The sequence below is a fragment of the Streptomyces sp. NPDC002790 genome, from assembly GCF_040295505.1.
GTDB lineage: Bacteria > Actinomycetota > Actinomycetes > Streptomycetales > Streptomycetaceae > Streptomyces.
The window spans coordinates 1-18457 of sequence record NZ_JBEOVM010000088.1; the positions used below are offsets into that span (position 1 = coordinate 1).

Below are 18457 nucleotides of genomic sequence, written 5' to 3' on the forward strand. Positions count from 1 at the left end.
GAAGGGTCGGGGCTCTGCCCCGGACCCCGCTGCTCAATCGCCGCAGGGGCTTGAAATGCCCACCCGCCGCGGGGGATCGCCCGGGTGCCTCGCCCATCTCCCGCCCCGCCCGCTCGCCCCCTCCGGGGGCCGGGTGCCGTCGCCTTGGGCAATCTGCCGCCTTGGGCGGCAGGGTGGGCAAGGCGGCCCCCGGTGCCGCGCGCCCAGGACGATCGGCGTCGACCACGTCGTAGCCGGGCCCGGACGAGCGGGAGCCCCCGGAGGGGGTGGGAGGTGAGCGGGGCGCGGTGCAGCCGCTGAGACACCTCTCGGCGTACCGATCGCGTGACGCCGGTGCTGGTGGAGCCTGCGGCCCCGTGTGACGCCGGTGCTGGTGGAGCCTGCGGCCCCGTGTGACGCCGGTGCTGGTGGAGCCTGCGGCCCCGTGTGACGCCGGTGCTGGTGGAGTCCGCGGCCCCGCGTGACGCCGGTGCCGGTGGAGTTCGCCGCCCCGTGTGACGTCGTGACCGAGACCGAGGGCTAAAGGTCGACCAGTTCCTGGCGGGGCTCGCGGGGGACGCGGTTGCGGATGCGCCACACCGTGCCGGCCGCGGTGAGGCCCACGGAGAGGCCGGCCGCGCCCCACCACCACGGGGACCGGGTGGCCGGTTCGCGGGGTGACGCCGGGAACACGCCGGACCGTGTCAGCTGGTCGACCAGGGTGCGGGACGCGTGGTGCCAGCGCAGGTCGTCGTCGTTCACGTCGACCATCGGGTCCGTGCGGATCCACGGCGTACCGTCCTCCGCGACGATCAGCTGGTCCTGGCGCTCGATGACCGTGTCCGTACCGGGCGCCCGGTGGGTCTCGGGCCAGCCCGCCACACCGGTCAGACCCCACACGACCGTGGCCACCACGGGTGAGAAGCGGCCCTCCTGCCAGGCCTCCGGCACCCGCTCGGTCACCGTGTCGAACTCCGTGGTCAAGCGCTCAAGACGGGCGAAGTTCCGGTCCTCGTAGTGCAGGGCCTCCGAGGAGCCCGCCGCGGCGCCGGGCGCGATCACCACCGCCAGATCCGGCACATCCGTCCCGGAGCCCGGAACCGGCGGCCGCGCATGCGCCACCCCGGCCCCCGCCCACAGCAGCAGCACCGCCACCACCAGCCCTCGTACGTACTGCATCGCCACCCCCGCCGACGCGCCCCCACGTGACTCCCGCCACATCGACAAGCTACCGGCGCCCACTGACAACGACCAGGTCGCACCCGGGGCCCTTCTGACGGGTCCTGCTGGAGTCGCGGGGTCTGGCACGCACATCTGCGGCGTTGTCGTCGGTTGCCAACGCTCCGCGTTGACGCCCTCCTCCGCCTTGCAGCTGCACGCTTCCCCAAGCTCTCGGCTTCGCTCGAGCAGGGGAGACCCCATTACCCCGCTCGCCTGCACCGAACATGCACGGCCTCCCGTATCCAGCCTGACCCGTCAGAAGGGCCCCGCCCGGTAAAGGACCTTCGGCCGCTGCGGAGCTGTGCGTGGCACCTGAGACAATGAGGCACATGGCCTCTGATGTTCGCCCTCGTGTGCTCTCCGGAATCCAGCCCACGGCAGGCTCGTTCCACCTCGGCAACTACCTCGGCGCGGTCCGCCAGTGGGTGGCGTTGCAGGAGTCCCACGACGCCTTCTACATGGTTGTGGACCTGCACGCGATCACCGTTCCGCAGGACCCGAAGGAGCTGCGGGCCAACACCCGGCTCGCCGTCGCGCAGCTGCTCGCCGCGGGGGTCGACCCGGAGCGTTGCACGCTCTTCGTGCAGAGCCACGTGCCCGAGCACGCCCAGTTGGCCTGGATCATGAACTGCATCACCGGCTTCGGCGAGGCGAGCCGGATGACGCAGTTCAAGGACAAGTCGGCGAAGCAGGGTGCGGACCGCGCGAGTGTCGGGTTGTTCACGTATCCGGTGCTGCAGGTCGCCGACATTCTGCTGTACCAGGCCGACCGCGTCCCGGTCGGTGAGGACCAGCGGCAGCACATCGAGCTGACCCGGGACCTCGCGACGCGCTTCAACGGCCGCTTCGGCGACACGTTCACGCTCCCGGCGCCGTACATCCTCAAGGAGACGGCGAAGATCTACGACCTCCAGGACCCGTCGATCAAGATGAGCAAGTCGGCGTCGACGCCGAAGGGCCTCATCAACCTGCTCGACGACCCTAAGGCGACCGCCAAGAAGGTCAAGAGTGCCGTCACCGACACTGAGACCGTCATTCGCTACGACGCGGAGAACAAGCCCGGCGTCAGCAACCTGCTCACCATCTACTCCACCCTCACCGGCGCCGGTATCCCGGAACTGGAGAAGAAGTACGAGGGCAAGATGTACGGTGCGCTGAAGACGGACCTGGCCGAGGTCATGGTGGACTTCGTGACACCTTTCCGGACCCGCACCCAGGAATATCTGGACGACCCGGAGACGCTGGACTCGATCCTGGCCAAGGGCGCGGAGAAGGCACGGGCCGTCGCCGCCGAGACCCTTTCCCAGGCCTACGACAAGGTCGGCTTCCTGCCCGCCAAGCACTGAGCCGAGCACGGAAGCGTTCCGTACGTACGCGATGTCAGCCGCCCGCCACACGACGACAGGAGTATGACGTGGGGACCGTAACGATCGGTGTCTCGATCGCGGTCCCGGAGCCTCACGGCAGCCTGCTCCAGGAGCGGCGCGCGGGCTTCGGCGACGCCGCGGCGCACGGTATCCCCACGCACATCACGCTGCTCCCGCCGACCGAGGTGCCCGGCTCCGACCTCACGGCGATCGAGGCGCATCTGGAGGAGGTGGCCTCCGGCGGGCGCCCGTTCGCGATGCGGCTGTCCGGCACGGGCACGTTCCGGCCGCTGTCACCCGTCGTGTTCGTGCAGGTCGTCGAGGGCGCCGAGGCCTGCACCTGGCTTCAGAAGCAGGTGCGGGACGCATCGGGCCCGGTCTCCCGCGAGCTGCAGTTCCCGTACCACCCGCACGTGACCGTGGCGCACGGCATCGACGAGGAGTTGATGGACCGCGCGTTCGCGGAGCTCGCCGAGTACGAGGCGGCCTGGGCGTGCACCGGGTTCGCGCTCTACGAGCAGGGCGCCGACGGAGTGTGGCGCAAGCTGCGGGAGTTCGCCTTCGGCACGTCGTCGCTGCCCGTGCAGACCCCGGGCCGCACGACACGCGGCCCCCGGCTGCCCGCCAGCTGACCCTGCGTACGGTTCAGACCGGCAGTCGGCGGAACACCGGCCGTGGCACATGCCGCAGCGCCGACATCACCACGCGCAGCGTCCCCGGCACCCACACCGTCTCCGACCTGCGCCGAAGCCCGACCTCGATGGCCAGCGCCACCGCCTCCGGAGTCGTGGCCATGGGCGCCTCCGCACGCCCGGCCGTCATCTTCGACCGTACGAAGCCGGGGCGGACGATCATCACGTGCACACCAGTGCCGTGCATCGCGTCCCCGAGGCCCTGCGTGAACGCGTCGAGGCCCGCCTTGCTGGAGCCGTAGATGAAGTCGGCGCGGCGGGCACGCTCGCCGGCCGCCGACGACAGGACGACGAACGAGCCGTGGCCCTGGGACTGCAGGGCCCGCGCGCAGACGAGGCTCGCGGAGACGGCGCCCGTGTAGTTGGTCTGGGCGACGCGGACCGCCGACATCGGGTCGTCCTCGTCGCGGGCCTGGTCGCCGAGGATGCCGAACGCGAGCAGGACCATGTCGATGTCGCCCTCGGCGAAGAGCTTGCCGAGCGTCTCCTCGTGCGCGGTGGGGTCCAGCGCGTCGAAGGGAACCGTACGGGTGTCGGCGCCCAGGGCGCGCAGCCCTGCGGCCGCTTCGTCGAGCGCGGGGGACGGGCGGCCCGCCAGCCACACGGTGCGGGTGCGCCGGGCGACGAGGCGGCGGGCGGTCGCCAGCGCGATCTCGGAGGTGCCGCCGAGGACGAGCAGGGACTGGGGGGTACCGAAGGCGTCTTTCAACGGGGGGCTCCAGGGAGGCGGTTCGGGCGGGCGGCGGATCACAGCTTCAGGCGCCGTGACAGGTCCGAGCGGAATACCCCCTGCGGGTCCCAGTGCGCCCGCAGCGCGCGGAAGTCGTCGAGGCGCGGGTACATGGCGGTGAGCAGTTCGGGCCGCAGTCGGGAGTCCTTGGCGAGGTGGACGCGCCCGCCCGCGGCGGCCACCTCCTCGTCCAACTCGTCGAGGAACGCGCCCAGTTCGGGCAGGCTCGCCGGGATGTCGAGCGCGAGGGTCCAGCCCGGCACCGGGAACGACAGCCAGCCCGGGTCCCCCTCGCCGAAGCGCTTGAGGGTGGCGAGGAGCGACGGGCAGCGGCGCTCGCATGCGCGGCGCACGATGCGCCGCAGCGCCTCCTCCTCGCCATGCCCGACGACGAACTGGTACTGCACGAAGCCGCCGCGTCCGTAGACGCGGTTCCAGTGCGGGACGCCGTCGAGCGGGTGGAAGAACGCGGAGAGCTTGCGCAGTTCGCCGGTGCGGGACGTGGGCGCGCCGCGGTACCGGAGCTCGTTGAACAGGCCGACGCTCGCGGGGCCGAGCAGCCTCTCGGGGAGGAGGTCGGGAGCGCCGGGGAGGCGGGCGGGGCGGAACTCCAGCGGGTTCCTGCGGGCGCGGGCGGGCAGCGCGTCGAGCGGCGCGTGGTCGGCGTGCGTGAGCACTCCGCGGCCCGTCGCGGCGCCGCGCGCGAGCAGGTCGACCCAGGCGGCGGAGTAGCGGTGGCGGGGCCCGGTGGTGGCGAGCCGGGCCATCAAGTCGTCGAAGTCGGTGGCCCGTTCTGTGTCGACGGACATCAACGACGTCTCCAAGCGCCGCAGTTGGACGGTCGCCGTGAGGATGATCCCGGTCAGGCCCATGCCGCCCGCCGTCGCGTCGAACAGTTCGCTACCGCGCTCCACGACGCGTACCCCGCCGTCGGCGGTGAGGAGTTCGAGCATGGGGACGTGGCGGGCGAAGGACCCGGAGGTGGCGTGGTTCCTGCCGTGGACGTCGGCGCCGATCGCCCCGCCGACCGTGACATAGCGGGTGCCGGGCGTGACCGGAACGAACCAGCCGAGGGGGAGCAGTACCTGCATCAGGCGGTGCAGCGAGACGCCCGCGTCGCACAGCACGGTGCCGCCCGAGGCGTCGATGGCGTGGATTTGGTCGAGCCCCGTCATGTCGAGGACGGCGCCGCCCGCGTTCTGCGCCGCGTCCCCGTACGAGCGGCCGAGGCCTCGTGCGATGCCCCCGCGGCGTCCGGTGGCGGCGCAGTCCCGGACCGCGAGGACCGTGTCCTCGTAGGAGCGGGGGCGGATCACGCGGGCCGAGGTGGGAGCGGTGCGGCCCCAGCCGCTGACCGGTACGGAGTGCGGGACGGAGGGGAGAGTGGGTACAGGGTCGGTAGCGGGGTCGGCAACCATGACGGTGACCGTATCGCCCGAAGGTGCGAAGTTTGTCGTAAACCTAGCGAGCCCTCACCGGAACGGGTGATCGAAGTGGACATGGCGGGCAGGCTGAGATCATGGATTGGCTGAAGAAACTCCCTGTCGTCGGGCCGCTGTTCGCCCGGTTGATGCGGACCCATGTCTGGCACGCCTACGAGCGGCTCGACGCGGTCCGCTGGTCACAGCTTGCCGCGGCGATGACGTTCATCAGCTTCCTCGCGCTGTTTCCGCTGCTCACCGTGGTCGCGGCGGTGGCCGCCGGCACCATGGGCCCCGACCAGCAGAAAAAGCTGGAGCAGACGCTCAGCGATCAGGTCCCGGGTATCTCCGAGCAGTTGGACATCGGGGCGCTGGTCGACAACGCGGGCACGATCGGGATCATCGCCGGAGCGCTCCTGCTGTTCACGGGCGTCGGCTGGGTCGGCTCGATGCGGCAGTGCCTGCGGGACGTGTGGGAGCTGCCCGACCCCGACGAGAACCCGATCATGGGCAAGCTCAAGGACGCCGGGATCCTCGTCGGGCTCGGCCTCGCGGGCCTCGTGTCGGTCGGGGCGTCCACCCTCGCGGCCACGGCCGTCGACTGGACGGCCGACCAGATCGGTATCGACAGGGCGGGCTGGGGCGGCATCCTGCTCCAGGCCGCCGCCTTCGCGATCGCGGTCCTCGCCGACTTCCTGATCCTGCTCTACGTCCTGGCCCTGCTGCCCGGAGTGCAGCCCGGGCGCCGCGATCTGGTCACCGCGGCGCTGATCGGGGCGGCGGGCTTCGAGCTGCTGAAACTGGTGCTCAGCGGCTATATGAAGGACGTCGCGGCGAAGAGCATGTACGGCGCGTTCGGCACTCCCGTGGCCCTGCTCCTGTGGATCAACTTCACCGCGAAACTGCTGCTGTTCTGCGCCGCGTGGACGGCGACGGGCCGGGTGGGCCTGCGCAAGACGGAAGAAGCGGAGGCGGAGGCGGAGGCGGCGGAGGTCAGCCCTTCGTGATCTTCAGCGGCCACTTCTTCCGCACCGCGAACACCGCACCCGCGAGCACGACGAGCACCCCGCCCACGATCGCGAGCGCGATCCCGACGCCGCTGGAGCCGCCGCCGGTGACCGCGGCGTGCGCGGCCGCCTTGCCGGGCCCGGCGTCACCGGAGCCCGGGGACTCCGCGCCCGCGGGCGTCTCACTCCTCGGCCCGACGAGATGGCCGACGGGGGAGACCTTGCCGTCCGCCTGGAACCCCCAGTCGAAGAGCCGCGTGGTCTCCTTGTAGACGGCCTGGCTCTCCTTCGCCTTCGGGTTCATGACGGTGACGAGCAGCACCTTGTCGCCGCGCTCGGCGACGCCCGTGAACGTGGACCCCGCGTTCGTCGTGTTGCCGTTCTTCACCCCCGCGATGCCCTTGTACGCGGGCAGGCCAAAGGAACCGGTGAGCAGCCGGTTGGTGTTCTGGATCCCGAACTGCTTGGTGGTCTTGCCCTTCTTCTGCTTCATGGGGAACTCGGCGGTGGCCGTGGCCGCGTACTCCCGGAAGTCCTTCTTGTGCAGCCCCGACCGGGCGAAGAGCGTCAGGTCGTACGCGGAGGAGTGCTGCCCCGGCATGTCGTAACCGTCGGGGCTGACGACGTGGGTGTCGCCCGCCTGCAGCTCGTCGGCGTGCGCCTGCATGTCCTTGACGGTCTGCGCGACGCCCTGGTTCATGGCGGACAGGACATGCACCGCGTCGTTGCCCGACCGCAGGAAGACGCCCAGCCACAGGTCGTGAACCGAGTACGTGAAGCCCTCCTTGACGCCCACGAGGCTCGAACCGGCGCCCATCCCCGCCAGGTCCGAGGGCACCACCTTGTGCTTCGTCGTCTTCGGGAACTTCGGCAGCACGGTGTCCGCGAACAGCATCTTCAGCGTGGAGGCGGGCGGCAGCTGCCAGTGCGCGTTGTGCGACGCGAGGACCTCACCCGACTCGGCGTCCGCGACGAGCCAGGACTTCGCCGTCAGGTCCTTCGGCAGGACGGGCGCGCCCCCCTGAACGTTGACCTGCGTCCCCGGCTTCCCCAACTGGGCGCCGCCCACCTGGGACATCGACGCGGGCGGCTTGTCGTCGTTCTTGTTCTTGTCCTTTTCCGCGGCGGCCGCGGGCAGCGCGCCTGCGAACGTCAGGGCGGACGCGGCGAACAGCACTGCGGCCTTCTTCAAGTGCGACGTCGGTCGCGCGGCGTGGGAGTCGGGCACGCTGGTGAAGGTACCTGTACCTGCCCTGTAAGTCTCCACCGGTGCGGCCTGTGTTCGCCCTGGCCCACCCCGGCGGCGGTGCGCGAGCCCGCGCGGCGATACTGAGGGTATGAAGCTCAGCCGCCCCGTGTCCTGGTTCCTGCTCGCCTTCGGGGTGTGGAGCTGGATCATCTGGATCACTTTCGTCAAAAACCTCGTCAAGGACGGCAGCGGCCTCGCCTTCGACGACGCCGGGGACCCGACCGCGTACTTCTGGGTGCATCTGACGCTCGCCGTCGTCTCCTTCGTATTGGGGACGGTTGTCGGGGGCATCGGGTTGCGTTCCGTACGCACTCTGCGTCGCACCTCATAGGCGACCGGGCAGATGATCGTCGTCTTCGTACTCGTCGCCGCCGCCGTTCTCGCGGCCTTCGCGGCGCTGCACTACTACGCGTGGCGCCGTCTCGTACGGGAGACGACCACCAAGGGCGGATGGCCCAGACGGACCGGCACCGTCGTGTTCGTCGCCGGGCCGCTGCTGGTGTTCGCGGCGCTCGGGGCGGCGCGGGGCGGGGCGCCGTTCCTGCTGCAACAGGTGCTGGCCTGGCCGGGGTTCCTGTGGCTGGCGTTCGCGCTGTATCTGCTGCTCGCGCTCCTCGTGGGGGAGGTCGTGCGGCCCCTGCTGCGGCGCTTCCTCGAACGGAAGGCGCCGACCGTCCCCAAGGGCGCGGTATCCGTCCGGGTCCCGGTGCCCGAACTGCGGGAGTTGGAGCGGGTTCCGGGAGTGGGGACCGCCCCCGCGCCCACCCGGCGTCTCGTCCTCGCCCGGACCGTCGGCGCCGCCGCGACGGTGGCCGCCGCGGGGGTCGTGGGCGCCGGCGCGTACGGCGTGCTGAACGGGCCGACGGCTCGGAGGGTCACCGTGCCGCTGGCCAAACTGCCGCGCGCGGCCCACGGGTTCAGGATCGCCGTGGTCAGCGACGTGCACCTCGGGCCCGTGCTCGGCCGGGGCTTCGCCGAGCGGGTCGTCGACACCATCAACGCGACGCAGCCGGACCTGATCGCCGTCGTCGGTGACCTCGTCGACGGCAGCGTGGAGGACCTCGCGCCCGCCGTCGCCCCGCTCGCACGGCTGAGCGCGCGGCACGGGACGTACTTCGTCACCGGCAACCACGAGTACTTCTCCGGCGCGGACCCGTGGGTGGAGCACGTGCGCGAGCTCGGCCTGCGACCGCTGGAGAACGCGCGCGTCCACATCGGCGGCTTCGACCTCGCGGGGGTCAACGACATCGCGGGCGACAACTACGGCGAAGGGCCCGACTACGCGAAGGCGCTCGGCGACCGCGACACCTCCCGCGCCTCCGTCCTCCTCGCCCACCAGCCCGTGATGATCCACGAGGCGGTGAAGCACAGCGTCGACCTGCAGCTCTCCGGGCACACCCACGGCGGCCAGCTGTGGCCGGGCAACTTCGTCGCGGCCGCGTCCAATCCGACCCTCGCGGGCCTCGACCGGTACGGCGACACCCAGCTGTACGTCAGCCGGGGCGCGGGCGCGTGGGGGCCGCCGGTGCGGGTGGGCGCGCAGTCCGACATCACCGTGGTGCAGCTGGCTTCCAAGCAGGCCTGAGCCCGGCCGCCGGGACGTCAGGCCTTCCTGCGCCGTCCCGTCGGCTTCCCGCGACGGCGCAGGGCCAGCAGGCCGCCACCGGCGAGGGCCGCCAGGGCCATGGATCCGCCGAGCGCCCAGTCGTCGCCGTGCGAGCCGGTGGCCGTGCTCGCGGCGGGGCCCGCGCCCGCCACGTGGGGCGCGCGGGTCGATGCCTTCGAGCGCTCGCTCAACGGCGTCGCCAACTCGTCGACGGGGCGCACCTTGTCCGCGGCGGCGAAGCCCCAGTCGAGCAGCGCGGCCGTCTCCTGGTACACCGCCTCGTAGCCGGACTTCGGGTGCATGACGGTGACCAGCAGGGTGCGGCCGCCGCGAGTGGCGGCGCCGGTGAAGGTGTTGCCCGCGTGCGACGTGTAGCCGTTCTTGACGCCCATGAGGCCCTCGTACGGGGTGACGCCCTGCCCGGTGAGGAGGCGGTCGGTGTTCTGGATCTGGAACGTCTTCTTCCCGCCCGCGGGGAAGTCGGCGACCTTGGTGGCGCAGTAGCCGCGGAAGTCGTCGTTCTTCAGCCCGGCGCGGGCGAAGAGCGTCAGGTCGTACGCGGAGGAGACCTGCCCCTTGTGGTCGAAGCCGTCCGGGCTGACGACGTGGGTGTCGTTCGCCTGGAGGTCCTTCGCGCGCGCCTGCATCTGCGCGACCGTCTTGTCGACGCCGCCGTTCATGTTCGCGAGTACGTGCACCGCGTCGTTGCCGGAGCGCAGGAACACGCCTTGCCACAACTGGTGCACGCTGTACGTCGTCCCGGCCTGGACGCCGACGAGGCTGGAGCCGAACGGTATGTCCGCGAGGTCCTCGGCCGTCACCTTGTGCCTCAGCGCGCTGTCGAACTTCGGCAGCACCGTGTCCGCGAACAGCATCTTCAGCGTGGAGGCCGGTGGCAGCCTGCGGTGCCCGTCGTACGAGGCGAGCACCTCGCCGCTGTCGTTGTCGGCGATCAGCCACGCCTTCGCGACGAGCTTCGGCAGCTTCGGCGCGCCCGCCCGGTACCGCACCTGGAGACCCGAGGCCGCCGCTGCGGACTGCGCGGGCAGCGCGAGGGCGGCGGCCGCACCCGCCCCGAGGCCGAGGGCGGCGCGCCGGGTGAGGTGCGCGGAGGAAGCGGAAGCGGTGGTGCCGGGCATCCCGTGAAGGTACCGCTCAAAGCGCGGGTAAAGACCGGCGGGGCCCGGCGTCCGGGTCGGCCTCGGTCGGCTCCGGGTCGGCTCAGGTCAGCTCCGCGCCAGCTCCGGCCTCTTGAGGTAGTCCGTGAAGCCGATGACGTTGCCCCACGGGTCGGCGAACTCCACCACGTATCCGGTGGAGGTGGAGAAGGGCGGGTCGAGCAGCTCGACGTCGGCGGCGCGCAGCGTGTCGGCCGTCGCGCGGGCGTCCGCCACCTCCAGCCACAGGCGTCCCGCGGCCCAGGCGGGCGGTCTGCGGTCGAAGCCGTCCTCGACCCGCAGCAGCAGCCCCGGCGTCTCCTTGCCGACCGCGAGCAGCGCGATCCCGGCCTCGTCGACCCGCGCCTTCACCGCGAAACCGACACGTTCGTAGAACGCGACGGCCTCGCCCAGATCGCCGACGGGGAACAGCACGTTGTCGAACCCGAGAATCTCCAGCTCTTGTGGCATAGCGGAAGATTAGCGAGCTACCGGGCAAAAACGGCGAAGGCCCCGCTCCCGAAAAGGGAACGGGGCCTTCAGGGCCTTGCGGCGAATCGCCGGAAGGTCAGAAGCGGCGCGTGATGAGCGCCCGCTTGACTTCCTGGATCGCCTTGGTGACCTCGATGCCACGCGGGCAGGCGTCCGTGCAGTTGAAGGTCGTGCGGCAACGCCACACACCGTCACGGTCGTTGAGGATCTCCAGGCGCTGCTCCCCGGCCTCGTCACGCGAGTCGAAGATGAAGCGGTGGGCGTTCACGATGGCGGCAGGACCGAAGTACTGGCCGTCGTTCCAGAACACCGGGCAGGACGACGTGCACGCCGCGCACAGGATGCACTTGGTGGTGTCGTCGAAGCGGGCCCGGTCCTCGTCGGACTGGTAGCGCTCACGCGTCGGCTCGTTGCCCGTCGTGACGAGGAACGGCATGACGTCGCGGTACGCCTGGAAGAACGGGTCCATGTCCACGACCAGGTCCTTGAGGACCGTGAGGCCCTTGATGGCCTCGACCGTGATGGGCTTCTCGGGGTTGATGTCCTTGAGAAGCGTCTTGCAGGCAAGACGGTTCTTGCCGTTGATCCGCATCGCGTCGGACCCACAGATGCCGTGCGCGCAGGAGCGACGGAACGTCAGAGTGCCGTCCTGCTCCCACTTGGCCTTGTGCAGCGCGTCGAGAACCCGCTCCTTGGGGTCCATCTCCAGCTGGAAGTCCTGCCAGGTCGACTCGTCGGAGACCTCCGAGTTGAACCGGCGCACGCGCAGCGTGATCGTGATGTTCGGGGTGTCGGCGAAGCCGGCCTCGGGCGCGCCCGCCGCTTCCGCCTTGTCCATGGTCGGGGTAGCCATCAGTACTTACGCTCCATCGGCTGGTAGCGGGTCTGGACGACCGGCTTGTAGTCGAGACGGATGGACTCGGAGCCGTCGTCGCCGACCTCGCGGTACGCCATGGTGTGGCGCATGAAGTTGACGTCGTCCCGGGTGGGGAAGTCCTCGCGGTAGTGACCGCCGCGGGACTCCTTGCGCGCCAGGGCGGAGGTCGCCATGACCTCGGCCAGGTCGAGCAGGTTACCCAGCTCGATGGCCTCCAGGAGGTCCGTGTTGAACCGCTTGCCCTTGTCCTGGACGGACACGTTCTTGTAGCGGGCGCGCAGTTCGGCGATCTTCTCGACGGCCGTCTTGATCGTCTGCTCGGTGCGGAACACCATCACGTTGGCGTCCATGCACTCCTGCAGCTCGTTGCGGATCACCGCGACGCTCTCGGTGCCCTGCGCGTCACGCAGCCGCTCGACGAGCTCCTCGACCATCGTCGCCGGGTTCTCCGGCAGCTCGACGAACTCGGTCTTGTGCGCGTGCTCGGCCGCCGCGATGCCCGCACGACGCCCGAAGACGTTGATGTCGAGCAGCGAGTTGGTGCCGAGGCGGTTGGCGCCGTGCACGGAGACACAGGCGACCTCGCCGGCGGCGTACAGGCCGGGGACGACGGTGGTGTTGTCCGCGAGGACCTCACCCTCGACGTTCGTCGGGATGCCGCCCATGGCGTAGTGCGCGGTCGGCTGGATCGGGATCGGGTCCGTGTAGGGCTCGATGCCGAGGTACGTGCGCGCGAACTCGGTGATGTCCGGGAGCTTGGCGTCGAGCTGCTCCGGCGGAAGGTGCGTGAGGTCCAGGTACACGTGGTCACCGGCCGGACCGCAGCCGCGGCCCTCACGGATCTCCGTGTAGATGGAGCGGGACACGACGTCACGGGACGCGAGGTCCTTCATGACCGGCGCGTACTTCTCCATGAAGCGCTCGCCGTCCTTGTTACGGAGGATGCCGCCCTCACCACGGGCGCCTTCCGTAAGGAGGATGCCCATGCGCCAGATGCCGGTCGGGTGGAACTGGAAGAACTCCATGTCCTCCAGCGGCAGCCCGCGCCGGTAGCAGGCTGCCTGGCCGTCGCCGGTCAGGGTGTGCGCGTTCGACGTCACCTTGAAGAACTTGCCGGTGCCGCCGGAGGCGTAGATGACCGACTTCGCCTGGAAGACGTGGATCTCGCCGGTGGCCAGCTCGTAGGCGACCACACCGGCGGACTTCTTGACGCCGTCTTCCTCGACGAGCAGCTGGTCCAGGACGTAGAACTCGTTGAAGAACTCCACGCCCTCCTTCACGCAGTTCTGGTACAGCGTCTGAAGGATCATGTGGCCAGTGCGGTCCGCGGCGTAGCAGGACCGGCGGACCGGCGCCTCGCCGTGGTTGCGGGAGTGCCCGCCGAACCGCCGCTGGTCGATCTTGCCCTCAGGTGTGCGGTTGAAGGGCAGGCCCATCTTCTCCAGGTCGAGAACGGAGTCGATGGCCTCCTTCGCCAGGATCTCGGCGGCGTCCTGGTCGACCAGGTAGTCGCCGCCCTTGATCGTGTCGAAGGTGTGCCACTCCCAGTTGTCCTCCTCCACGTTGGCGAGCGCGGCGGCCATGCCGCCCTGCGCGGCGCCCGTGTGGGAGCGGGTGGGGTAGAGCTTGGTCAGCACGGCGGTGCGGCTGCGCTTCGTCGACTCGATGGCCGCGCGCATGCCCGCGCCACCGGCGCCGACGATGACGGTGTCGTACTTGTGAATCTTCACGGTTTCTCGCCTCGGCTTAACGGATGTTGGGGTCGAAGGTGAAGATCACCAGCGTGCCCAGCAGGACGGTGAAGACCGTCGCGGCGTACAGCAGGCCCTTCAGCCACATACGGGTCTGGGGGCGCTCGGCGTAGTCGTTGATCACGGTACGCAGGCCGTTGGCGCCGTGCAGCATCGCGAGCCACAGCATCAGCAGGTCCCAGCCCTGCCAGAACGGGGACGCCCAGCGGCCCGCCACGAAGGCGAAGCCGATCTTGGAGACGCCGCCGTCGAGGACGAGCTGGATCAGCAGGTGGCCGAGGACCAGGACGACGAGGACGACACCCGACAGGCGCATGAACAGCCATGCGGCCATCTCGAAGTTGCCGCGCGTCGAACGCGGGGTCTTCGAGGTGCGCTTGCGGGGGGCCTCGATGTACGGAGCCGGGTTGTCGACGTCGTAGAGGGAAACACCCTCGACGGGGCCGACGCCGGACGTCGCGGGGGTCGTGTCAGCAGACATGTCTGGCCTCAGCTCCCGAAGAGTGCGCGGACGGCGTGGCCGAGTACGGGATACAGGGCCCCGACCATCAGGACGATCCAGATGCCCATGACGGTCCAGAGCATCTGCTTCTGATAGCGCGGGCCCTTCGACCAGAAGTCGACGGCGATGACACGCAGGCCGTTGAGCGCGTGGAACAGAATCGCGGCCACGAGGCCGTATTCCAGAAGCGCGACGATCGGCGTCTTATAGGTACCAACGACATCGTCGTACGCCTCTGGTGAGACGCGGACGAGAGCGGTGTCGAGGACGTGCACGAACAGGAAGAAGAAAATGAGGACACCGGTGACTCGATGAGCCACCCACGACCACATGCCTTCCCGGCCGCGGTACAGCGTTCCAGCCGGCACGGAAGAACCCTCCGGGAGCGGGGACTAGGGCCGCGCCGGCTTCTATGTCGGGCGAGCCCGGCCGGGTACGGTCCACCGGCCGCTCGTCATCGTATCGACGAGTTGTCGGCACACCCGCACGGGGGGCTTATGTGTGATCAAACAGGCAATCAAACAGGCACGTACGGGCTATTGATTCCGGTTTCCCGCCCGGTCTCCAGATCGGTTTCCCGCCGGGTGAGTCGGGCGAGACGGCCCCGGGCGAGTCGCCGCAGCTCCTCGGCGGCCAGTTCGCGCTCGTGCACCGGGTCGTGGCCGAGCCGGGTGCGCAGGCCCGCGAGCAGGTGGTCGAGGGCCTCGCCGGGCGCGATGTCGTCCAGGCAGATCACGAAGGGGTGGCCGAAGCGGATCTGGTACGCGCTGTGGGCCGCGACCAGCGCGGTGTTGGCGGCCGCGTACGCCGAGTAGCCAGAGTGCCCCGAGAGGGCGGCGGGGTCCGGCGGCAGCACGAGGTCCTCGCCGGTCAGGGCCTCGGTGACGTCGGCGGGGGCGAGGTCGTACGCCGCCTCGTCCGCCGCGGCGAGCAGCGCGTCCACGTCCGGGTACGGGCGGTGCGCGGCGACCCGGCGGGCCCAGGCCCGGCTGCGGCAGCACGTGTGCAGTACCTGCTCGGCGGTCTCCTGCGGCAGCGCGTTGAAGCGGGGGAGGCCTCCGGCGGTACCGGGTGCCGTGGCCTGGGCCGGTATGGGCAGACGGCCGGGGGTCTGGAGGGGGCGCAGAGCGGTCTCCCGCGAATGGGGTCTCCCCTGCTCGAGCGGAGCCGAGAGCTTGGGGAAGTGAGGGGTGGTTGTGGCGTAAACGTTAGCCAGAGCTTGTCGTGAGTGTCCGGCGGATGTGTGAAATTCACTCGGACGGCGTGTTTGCGTGTGGGTGGGTGACAGCGCGCACCAGTGCCGGTGTTGTTCTGGTTGCTTGGCGGGTGTCCGACGCGTCGTGGTTGCGTTTGCGCCACGCGGCGGAGCCGCACATTGACACGTCCCCGCGCCCCTGGGCAGCCGCCGTTAACGTCGGCTGCGTATGTGTCGGCTCGACGGGGTTCAGCGAGGTGTTCGTGAAGAAGGAGCGGCAGGCTCTGGTGGCCGTTGCCACTGGGGTCGTTCTGATTGCGGTTGTGGGGTGTTCGGGTGGGGGCGGGTCGCCGTCCGACGGGAAGTCGGCGTCGTCCGCGGCGCCCTCGCCCACCCGTTCGTACCCGCTGTCGAAGCCGGCGCACACGATCCCCGAGGTACGTGACTTCACGCCCGCGCACGGTCCCGGCTGGAAGCCGGACGGCGGCCGGGTCGTCGTGAAGGACCGTGAACTGGCGGAGGAGGGGCGGCTCCTCGCCGGCGAGCTGGACCTGAAGTACGCGGGGTCCGGGGAGGACGCGGAGCCCGGCGACGTCGAGCTGGCGATCGGGGGGAAGAGCGGGGCCAACCCGGAGTCGTACCGGATGTCGGTGAAGGCGGGCACCGTGCGGATCGTCGGGCCGAGCGACACCGGCGTGTACTACGGGACGCGCACGCTCAAGCAGGAGGTGCACGACGGGGCCACCGCGCCGGAGGGCGTCACCGCGGACGAACCCGCCAAGGCGCAGCGCGGGTTCAGCCTCGACATCGCGCGCAAGCACTTCACGGCCGACTGGATCAAGGACCGGATCCGGGACATCGGGGACCTCAAGTACAACCAGTTGGGGCTGCACTTCTCCGACGACCAGTCCTTCCGGATCGCGTCCGACTCGCACCCCGAGGTCGTCTCGGACGAGCACCTCAGCAAGGCGGAGGTGCGGGACATCCTGAAGCTCGCCGCCGAGCGGCACATCACGGTCGTGCCGGAGATCGACTCGCCGGGGCACCTCGGCGCGGTGATCGCCGCGCACCCGGATCTGCAGTTGCGCGACGCGAGCGGGGTGGCCGCGCGCGGCGCCGTCGACATCTCGAAGCCGGGCGCCGCGAAGATCGTCGACGATCTGCTGAAGGAGTACGCGAAGCTGTTCAAGGGCGCGTACTGGCACCTGGGCGCCGACGAGTACCGGGCCCTGATGAGCGAGAACCCCGAGACCTCCTACCCGCAGCTCGCCAGTGCGGCGCGAAAGAAGTACGGGGCGAACGCGAAGGTCCAGGACCTCGCCCAGGGCTGGCTCAACGACCGGGCGAAGACCATGGCCCCCTACGACCGCCACCTGAAGGCCTGGAACGACGGCTTCTACAAGGGCGGGGTCGTCGACGCGGACAAGGACATCGAGGTCGCGTACTGGACCGGCAAGGAGATCGGGGCGCGCGAGCCGCTCGAGTACCTGAACGAGGGCCGCAAGCTGACGAACTACAACGACGAGTACCTGTACTACGTCCTCGGCGAGCCCAACACCTTCGTCTATCCGACGGGTGAGCGGATCTACAAGAGCTGGACGCCGCGCGTCGTGCGCGGGAAGAGCCCGGTGCCCGCGAAGTACGACGACCAGATCCTCGGCGGCTCCTTCGCCGTGTGGTGCGACCTCTCGGGGGCGCAGACCCCGGCGCAGGTCGCGAAGGGCATCCGGATGCCGCTGCGGGCGACCGTGCAGAAGCTGTGGGACTCCAAGGAGCCGGAGCTGACCTGGCCGAAGTTCGTCGCCCTGGCCGACAAGCTGGACGGCTGAAGGACCCGATCCGCCGTTTCCGGTGGCGAAGTCCCTTGCGGCTGTGGTCTATTCGGCCGCAGGTACGACGCATGTGGCGTACACCGGGACGGGGGGAACGGACATGGGTTACTGGGGCTACTACGTGGTCGCGAGAAGCGCTCAGCCGCTGGACAAGTGCGAGGCCCTGGGCGGGGTGCGCGAGGAGTTGACGCTCCTTGAGGAGCGGGCCGCCGGCTGGCAGGTGTGGGAGTGCCCCGGCGGCGGCGAGCAGGCGCGGGACGTGGGCAGCATGAACGCGCTGGCGGCGGAGACCGGGGCGCCCGCCCTGTTCGCGTACGTCATGGACTCCGCCTGCGCGGTCGTCGAGGCGGCCGGGCCCGAGAGCGGCGCGTGGACGGCGTGCCTGGGGCGCGCCGCGATGACCGGGTACATCGGCGGCGACGAACGCGCCCTGGAGGACTACTTCCTGCCGCCCGGTGACGCCGCGGAGCGGGCCGTCGCCTGGGCCGGCGAGTGCGGCCGCGAGGTGCCGATCGAGCCGCTCGACGAGGTGCTGCGCTCGGCCGCCGAGCCCTCCGCCGAGGAACTCTTCTTCCGCTTCCTCGACCGGCTCGGCGTGCGGTGACGTGACGTTCACTGTGACGTTCCGCGCCGCGCGGACGCAGTGGGATACGTAGGCGGCAAGGGGAATTGCTGGATCCGTGTCCGGAGGAGCGTTGCGTCCATGAGCCTGGTGGAACTGATCGCGGAGGCCGATGAGCGCGGCCTCGCCACGAGCGGGCTCGGCTGCCTCGACCGGTGTGTGCCGCTGCTCGGCGTCGGCGGGCCCGGCGACCCCGAGGAGGACGTGCTGCGCCCGCTGTGGGCGAGCCTCGCGGAGGGCGGCGCGGACTGGGGCGCGCGGCTCGTGGCGGCGCGCGGCGCGCTGAAGGGCGCCGCGGGCGAGGGCGAGGCCGCCGAGCTGGTGCGGCGGATGCTCGGGGCCGCGCCGGAGCGGGCGGTGGCCGAGGCGTGGCGGGAGTGGGCGGACGCCTGTTCGGTGGCCGCGCTCCAGGTGCACCGGATGCTCGATGTGACGGAGGACCGGGCGGTCGGCGTGAGCGCGCGCCGCGAGGGCAGCACCGAGGGGATGTCGCCGCTCGTCGCGGCCGAACTGCGCCGCCAGACGCAGATCCTGGAGCTGCTCGCGGGCGGTGGCGCGGGCGGCCTTCGGCAGGCGCTGGTCGTCTCGACGGAGGGGCGCAGAGTGCTGCGGGCGGCCGTCTCGCGGCGCGCGCGGGGGCGCGGCTGACGTCCTCGGCCCGGCTCTCGGAGACGTGCCGCACGCGCCGGTGCAAAACGGGGCGTATGGGCGGAGGATGGGAGGCGATGCGCGCCAGCAGGCCCGCGCAGCCGTCGAT

The 18457-nt window shown here is 70.6% G+C and carries 19 protein-coding genes; 8 read left to right on the forward strand and 11 right to left on the reverse strand.

Features of this window, described 5'->3' with window-relative positions; all coding sequences use genetic code 11:
- Positions 1 to 519: 519 nt before the first annotated feature.
- Positions 520 to 1158, reverse strand: coding sequence for a hypothetical protein (locus ABT004_RS27930; protein ID WP_351342187.1), 639 nt, complete (start codon positions 1156 to 1158; stop codon positions 520 to 522).
- Positions 1159 to 1529: 371 nt separating this feature from the next.
- On the opposite strand from ABT004_RS27930, the gene trpS reads away from it, so the two are divergent.
- Positions 1530 to 2546, forward strand: a complete 1017-nt coding sequence (gene trpS, locus ABT004_RS27935) for a tryptophan--tRNA ligase (protein WP_351342189.1) — start codon at positions 1530 to 1532, stop codon at positions 2544 to 2546.
- A gap of 68 nt (positions 2547 to 2614) precedes the next feature.
- Positions 2615 to 3199 carry a 2'-5' RNA ligase family protein gene (locus ABT004_RS27940; RefSeq protein ID WP_351342190.1) on the forward strand — a complete coding sequence of 195 codons (585 nt, stop codon included), beginning with the start codon at positions 2615 to 2617 and terminating at the stop codon, positions 3197 to 3199.
- Positions 3200 to 3212: 13 nt separating this feature from the next.
- Here ABT004_RS27940 and dprE2 read toward each other — a convergent pair whose 3' ends face one another.
- Complete coding sequence (gene dprE2 / locus ABT004_RS27945; RefSeq protein WP_351342191.1) at positions 3213 to 3968, reverse strand: decaprenylphospho-beta-D-erythro-pentofuranosid-2-ulose 2-reductase; 756 nt, start codon at positions 3966 to 3968, stop codon at positions 3213 to 3215.
- 38 nt (positions 3969 to 4006) lie between these two features.
- The gene (gene dprE1, locus ABT004_RS27950; RefSeq protein WP_351342192.1) at positions 4007 to 5407 is read right to left on the reverse strand and encodes a decaprenylphosphoryl-beta-D-ribose oxidase; all 1401 of its coding nucleotides are present in this window, start codon (positions 5405 to 5407) and stop codon (positions 4007 to 4009) included.
- Positions 5408 to 5508: 101 nt separating this feature from the next.
- On the opposite strand from dprE1, the gene ABT004_RS27955 reads away from it, so the two are divergent.
- A complete protein-coding gene (locus tag ABT004_RS27955) occupies positions 5509 to 6417 on the forward strand; it encodes a YihY/virulence factor BrkB family protein (protein WP_351342194.1) in 909 nt (302 codons plus the stop codon).
- Here ABT004_RS27955 and ABT004_RS27960 read toward each other — a convergent pair.
- Positions 6404 to 7645, reverse strand: coding sequence for a D-alanyl-D-alanine carboxypeptidase family protein (locus ABT004_RS27960; protein WP_351342196.1), 1242 nt, complete (start codon positions 7643 to 7645; stop codon positions 6404 to 6406). The two genes, ABT004_RS27955 and ABT004_RS27960, sit on opposite strands and share 14 nt — an antisense overlap.
- A gap of 109 nt (positions 7646 to 7754) precedes the next feature.
- On the opposite strand from ABT004_RS27960, the gene ABT004_RS27965 reads away from it, so the two are divergent.
- Together ABT004_RS27965 and ABT004_RS27970 are read left to right on the forward strand one after the other, a co-directional pair.
- Positions 7755 to 7997 (forward strand): SCO4848 family membrane protein, encoded by a 243-nt coding sequence (locus ABT004_RS27965; RefSeq protein WP_351342197.1) that lies wholly within the window; start codon positions 7755 to 7757, stop codon positions 7995 to 7997.
- A 12-nt stretch (positions 7998 to 8009) separates the two neighbouring features.
- Positions 8010 to 9251, forward strand: a complete 1242-nt coding sequence (locus ABT004_RS27970; protein ID WP_351342199.1) for a metallophosphoesterase — start codon at positions 8010 to 8012, stop codon at positions 9249 to 9251.
- 17 nt (positions 9252 to 9268) lie between these two features.
- On the opposite strand, the gene ABT004_RS27975 is transcribed toward ABT004_RS27970, so the two are convergent.
- The 7 genes from ABT004_RS27975 to ABT004_RS28005 all read right to left on the reverse strand — a co-directional run bounded on the left by ABT004_RS27975 (position 9269) and on the right by ABT004_RS28005 (position 15453).
- Positions 9269 to 10411: a D-alanyl-D-alanine carboxypeptidase family protein gene (locus ABT004_RS27975; protein ID WP_351342200.1), complete on the reverse strand. Its 1143-nt coding sequence runs from the start codon at positions 10409 to 10411 to the stop codon at positions 9269 to 9271.
- A gap of 87 nt (positions 10412 to 10498) precedes the next feature.
- A complete protein-coding gene (locus ABT004_RS27980) occupies positions 10499 to 10900 on the reverse strand; it encodes a VOC family protein (RefSeq protein ID WP_351342202.1) in 402 nt (133 codons plus the stop codon).
- A 97-nt stretch (positions 10901 to 10997) separates the two neighbouring features.
- Positions 10998 to 11774 (reverse strand): succinate dehydrogenase iron-sulfur subunit, encoded by a 777-nt coding sequence (locus ABT004_RS27985; protein WP_351342204.1) that lies wholly within the window; start codon positions 11772 to 11774, stop codon positions 10998 to 11000.
- A complete protein-coding gene (gene sdhA, locus ABT004_RS27990) occupies positions 11774 to 13528 on the reverse strand; it encodes a succinate dehydrogenase flavoprotein subunit (RefSeq protein ID WP_351342206.1) in 1755 nt (584 codons plus the stop codon). The genes ABT004_RS27985 and sdhA overlap by 1 nt, the downstream gene beginning before the upstream one ends.
- Before the next feature lie 16 nt (positions 13529 to 13544).
- Positions 13545 to 14030: a succinate dehydrogenase hydrophobic membrane anchor subunit gene (locus ABT004_RS27995; RefSeq protein WP_266713330.1), complete on the reverse strand. Its 486-nt coding sequence runs from the start codon at positions 14028 to 14030 to the stop codon at positions 13545 to 13547.
- A gap of 8 nt (positions 14031 to 14038) precedes the next feature.
- Positions 14039 to 14419: a succinate dehydrogenase, cytochrome b556 subunit gene (gene sdhC, locus ABT004_RS28000; RefSeq protein ID WP_266713332.1), complete on the reverse strand. Its 381-nt coding sequence runs from the start codon at positions 14417 to 14419 to the stop codon at positions 14039 to 14041.
- A gap of 149 nt (positions 14420 to 14568) precedes the next feature.
- Positions 14569 to 15453: a 2-oxo-4-hydroxy-4-carboxy-5-ureidoimidazoline decarboxylase gene (locus ABT004_RS28005; RefSeq protein ID WP_502966970.1), complete on the reverse strand. Its 885-nt coding sequence runs from the start codon at positions 15451 to 15453 to the stop codon at positions 14569 to 14571.
- Positions 15454 to 15533: 80 nt separating this feature from the next.
- Here ABT004_RS28005 and ABT004_RS28010 point away from each other — a divergent pair, with 80 nt between their 5' ends.
- From ABT004_RS28010 to ABT004_RS28020, 3 genes are all read left to right on the forward strand, one after another.
- Positions 15534 to 17075 (forward strand): beta-N-acetylhexosaminidase, encoded by a 1542-nt coding sequence (locus ABT004_RS28010; protein WP_451189738.1) that lies wholly within the window; start codon positions 15534 to 15536, stop codon positions 17073 to 17075.
- A 103-nt stretch (positions 17076 to 17178) separates the two neighbouring features.
- Positions 17179 to 17682: a hypothetical protein gene (locus ABT004_RS28015; RefSeq protein WP_351342208.1), complete on the forward strand. Its 504-nt coding sequence runs from the start codon at positions 17179 to 17181 to the stop codon at positions 17680 to 17682.
- A 99-nt stretch (positions 17683 to 17781) separates the two neighbouring features.
- Positions 17782 to 18348 (forward strand): hypothetical protein, encoded by a 567-nt coding sequence (locus ABT004_RS28020; RefSeq protein ID WP_351342210.1) that lies wholly within the window; start codon positions 17782 to 17784, stop codon positions 18346 to 18348.
- Positions 18349 to 18457 lie beyond the last annotated feature (109 nt).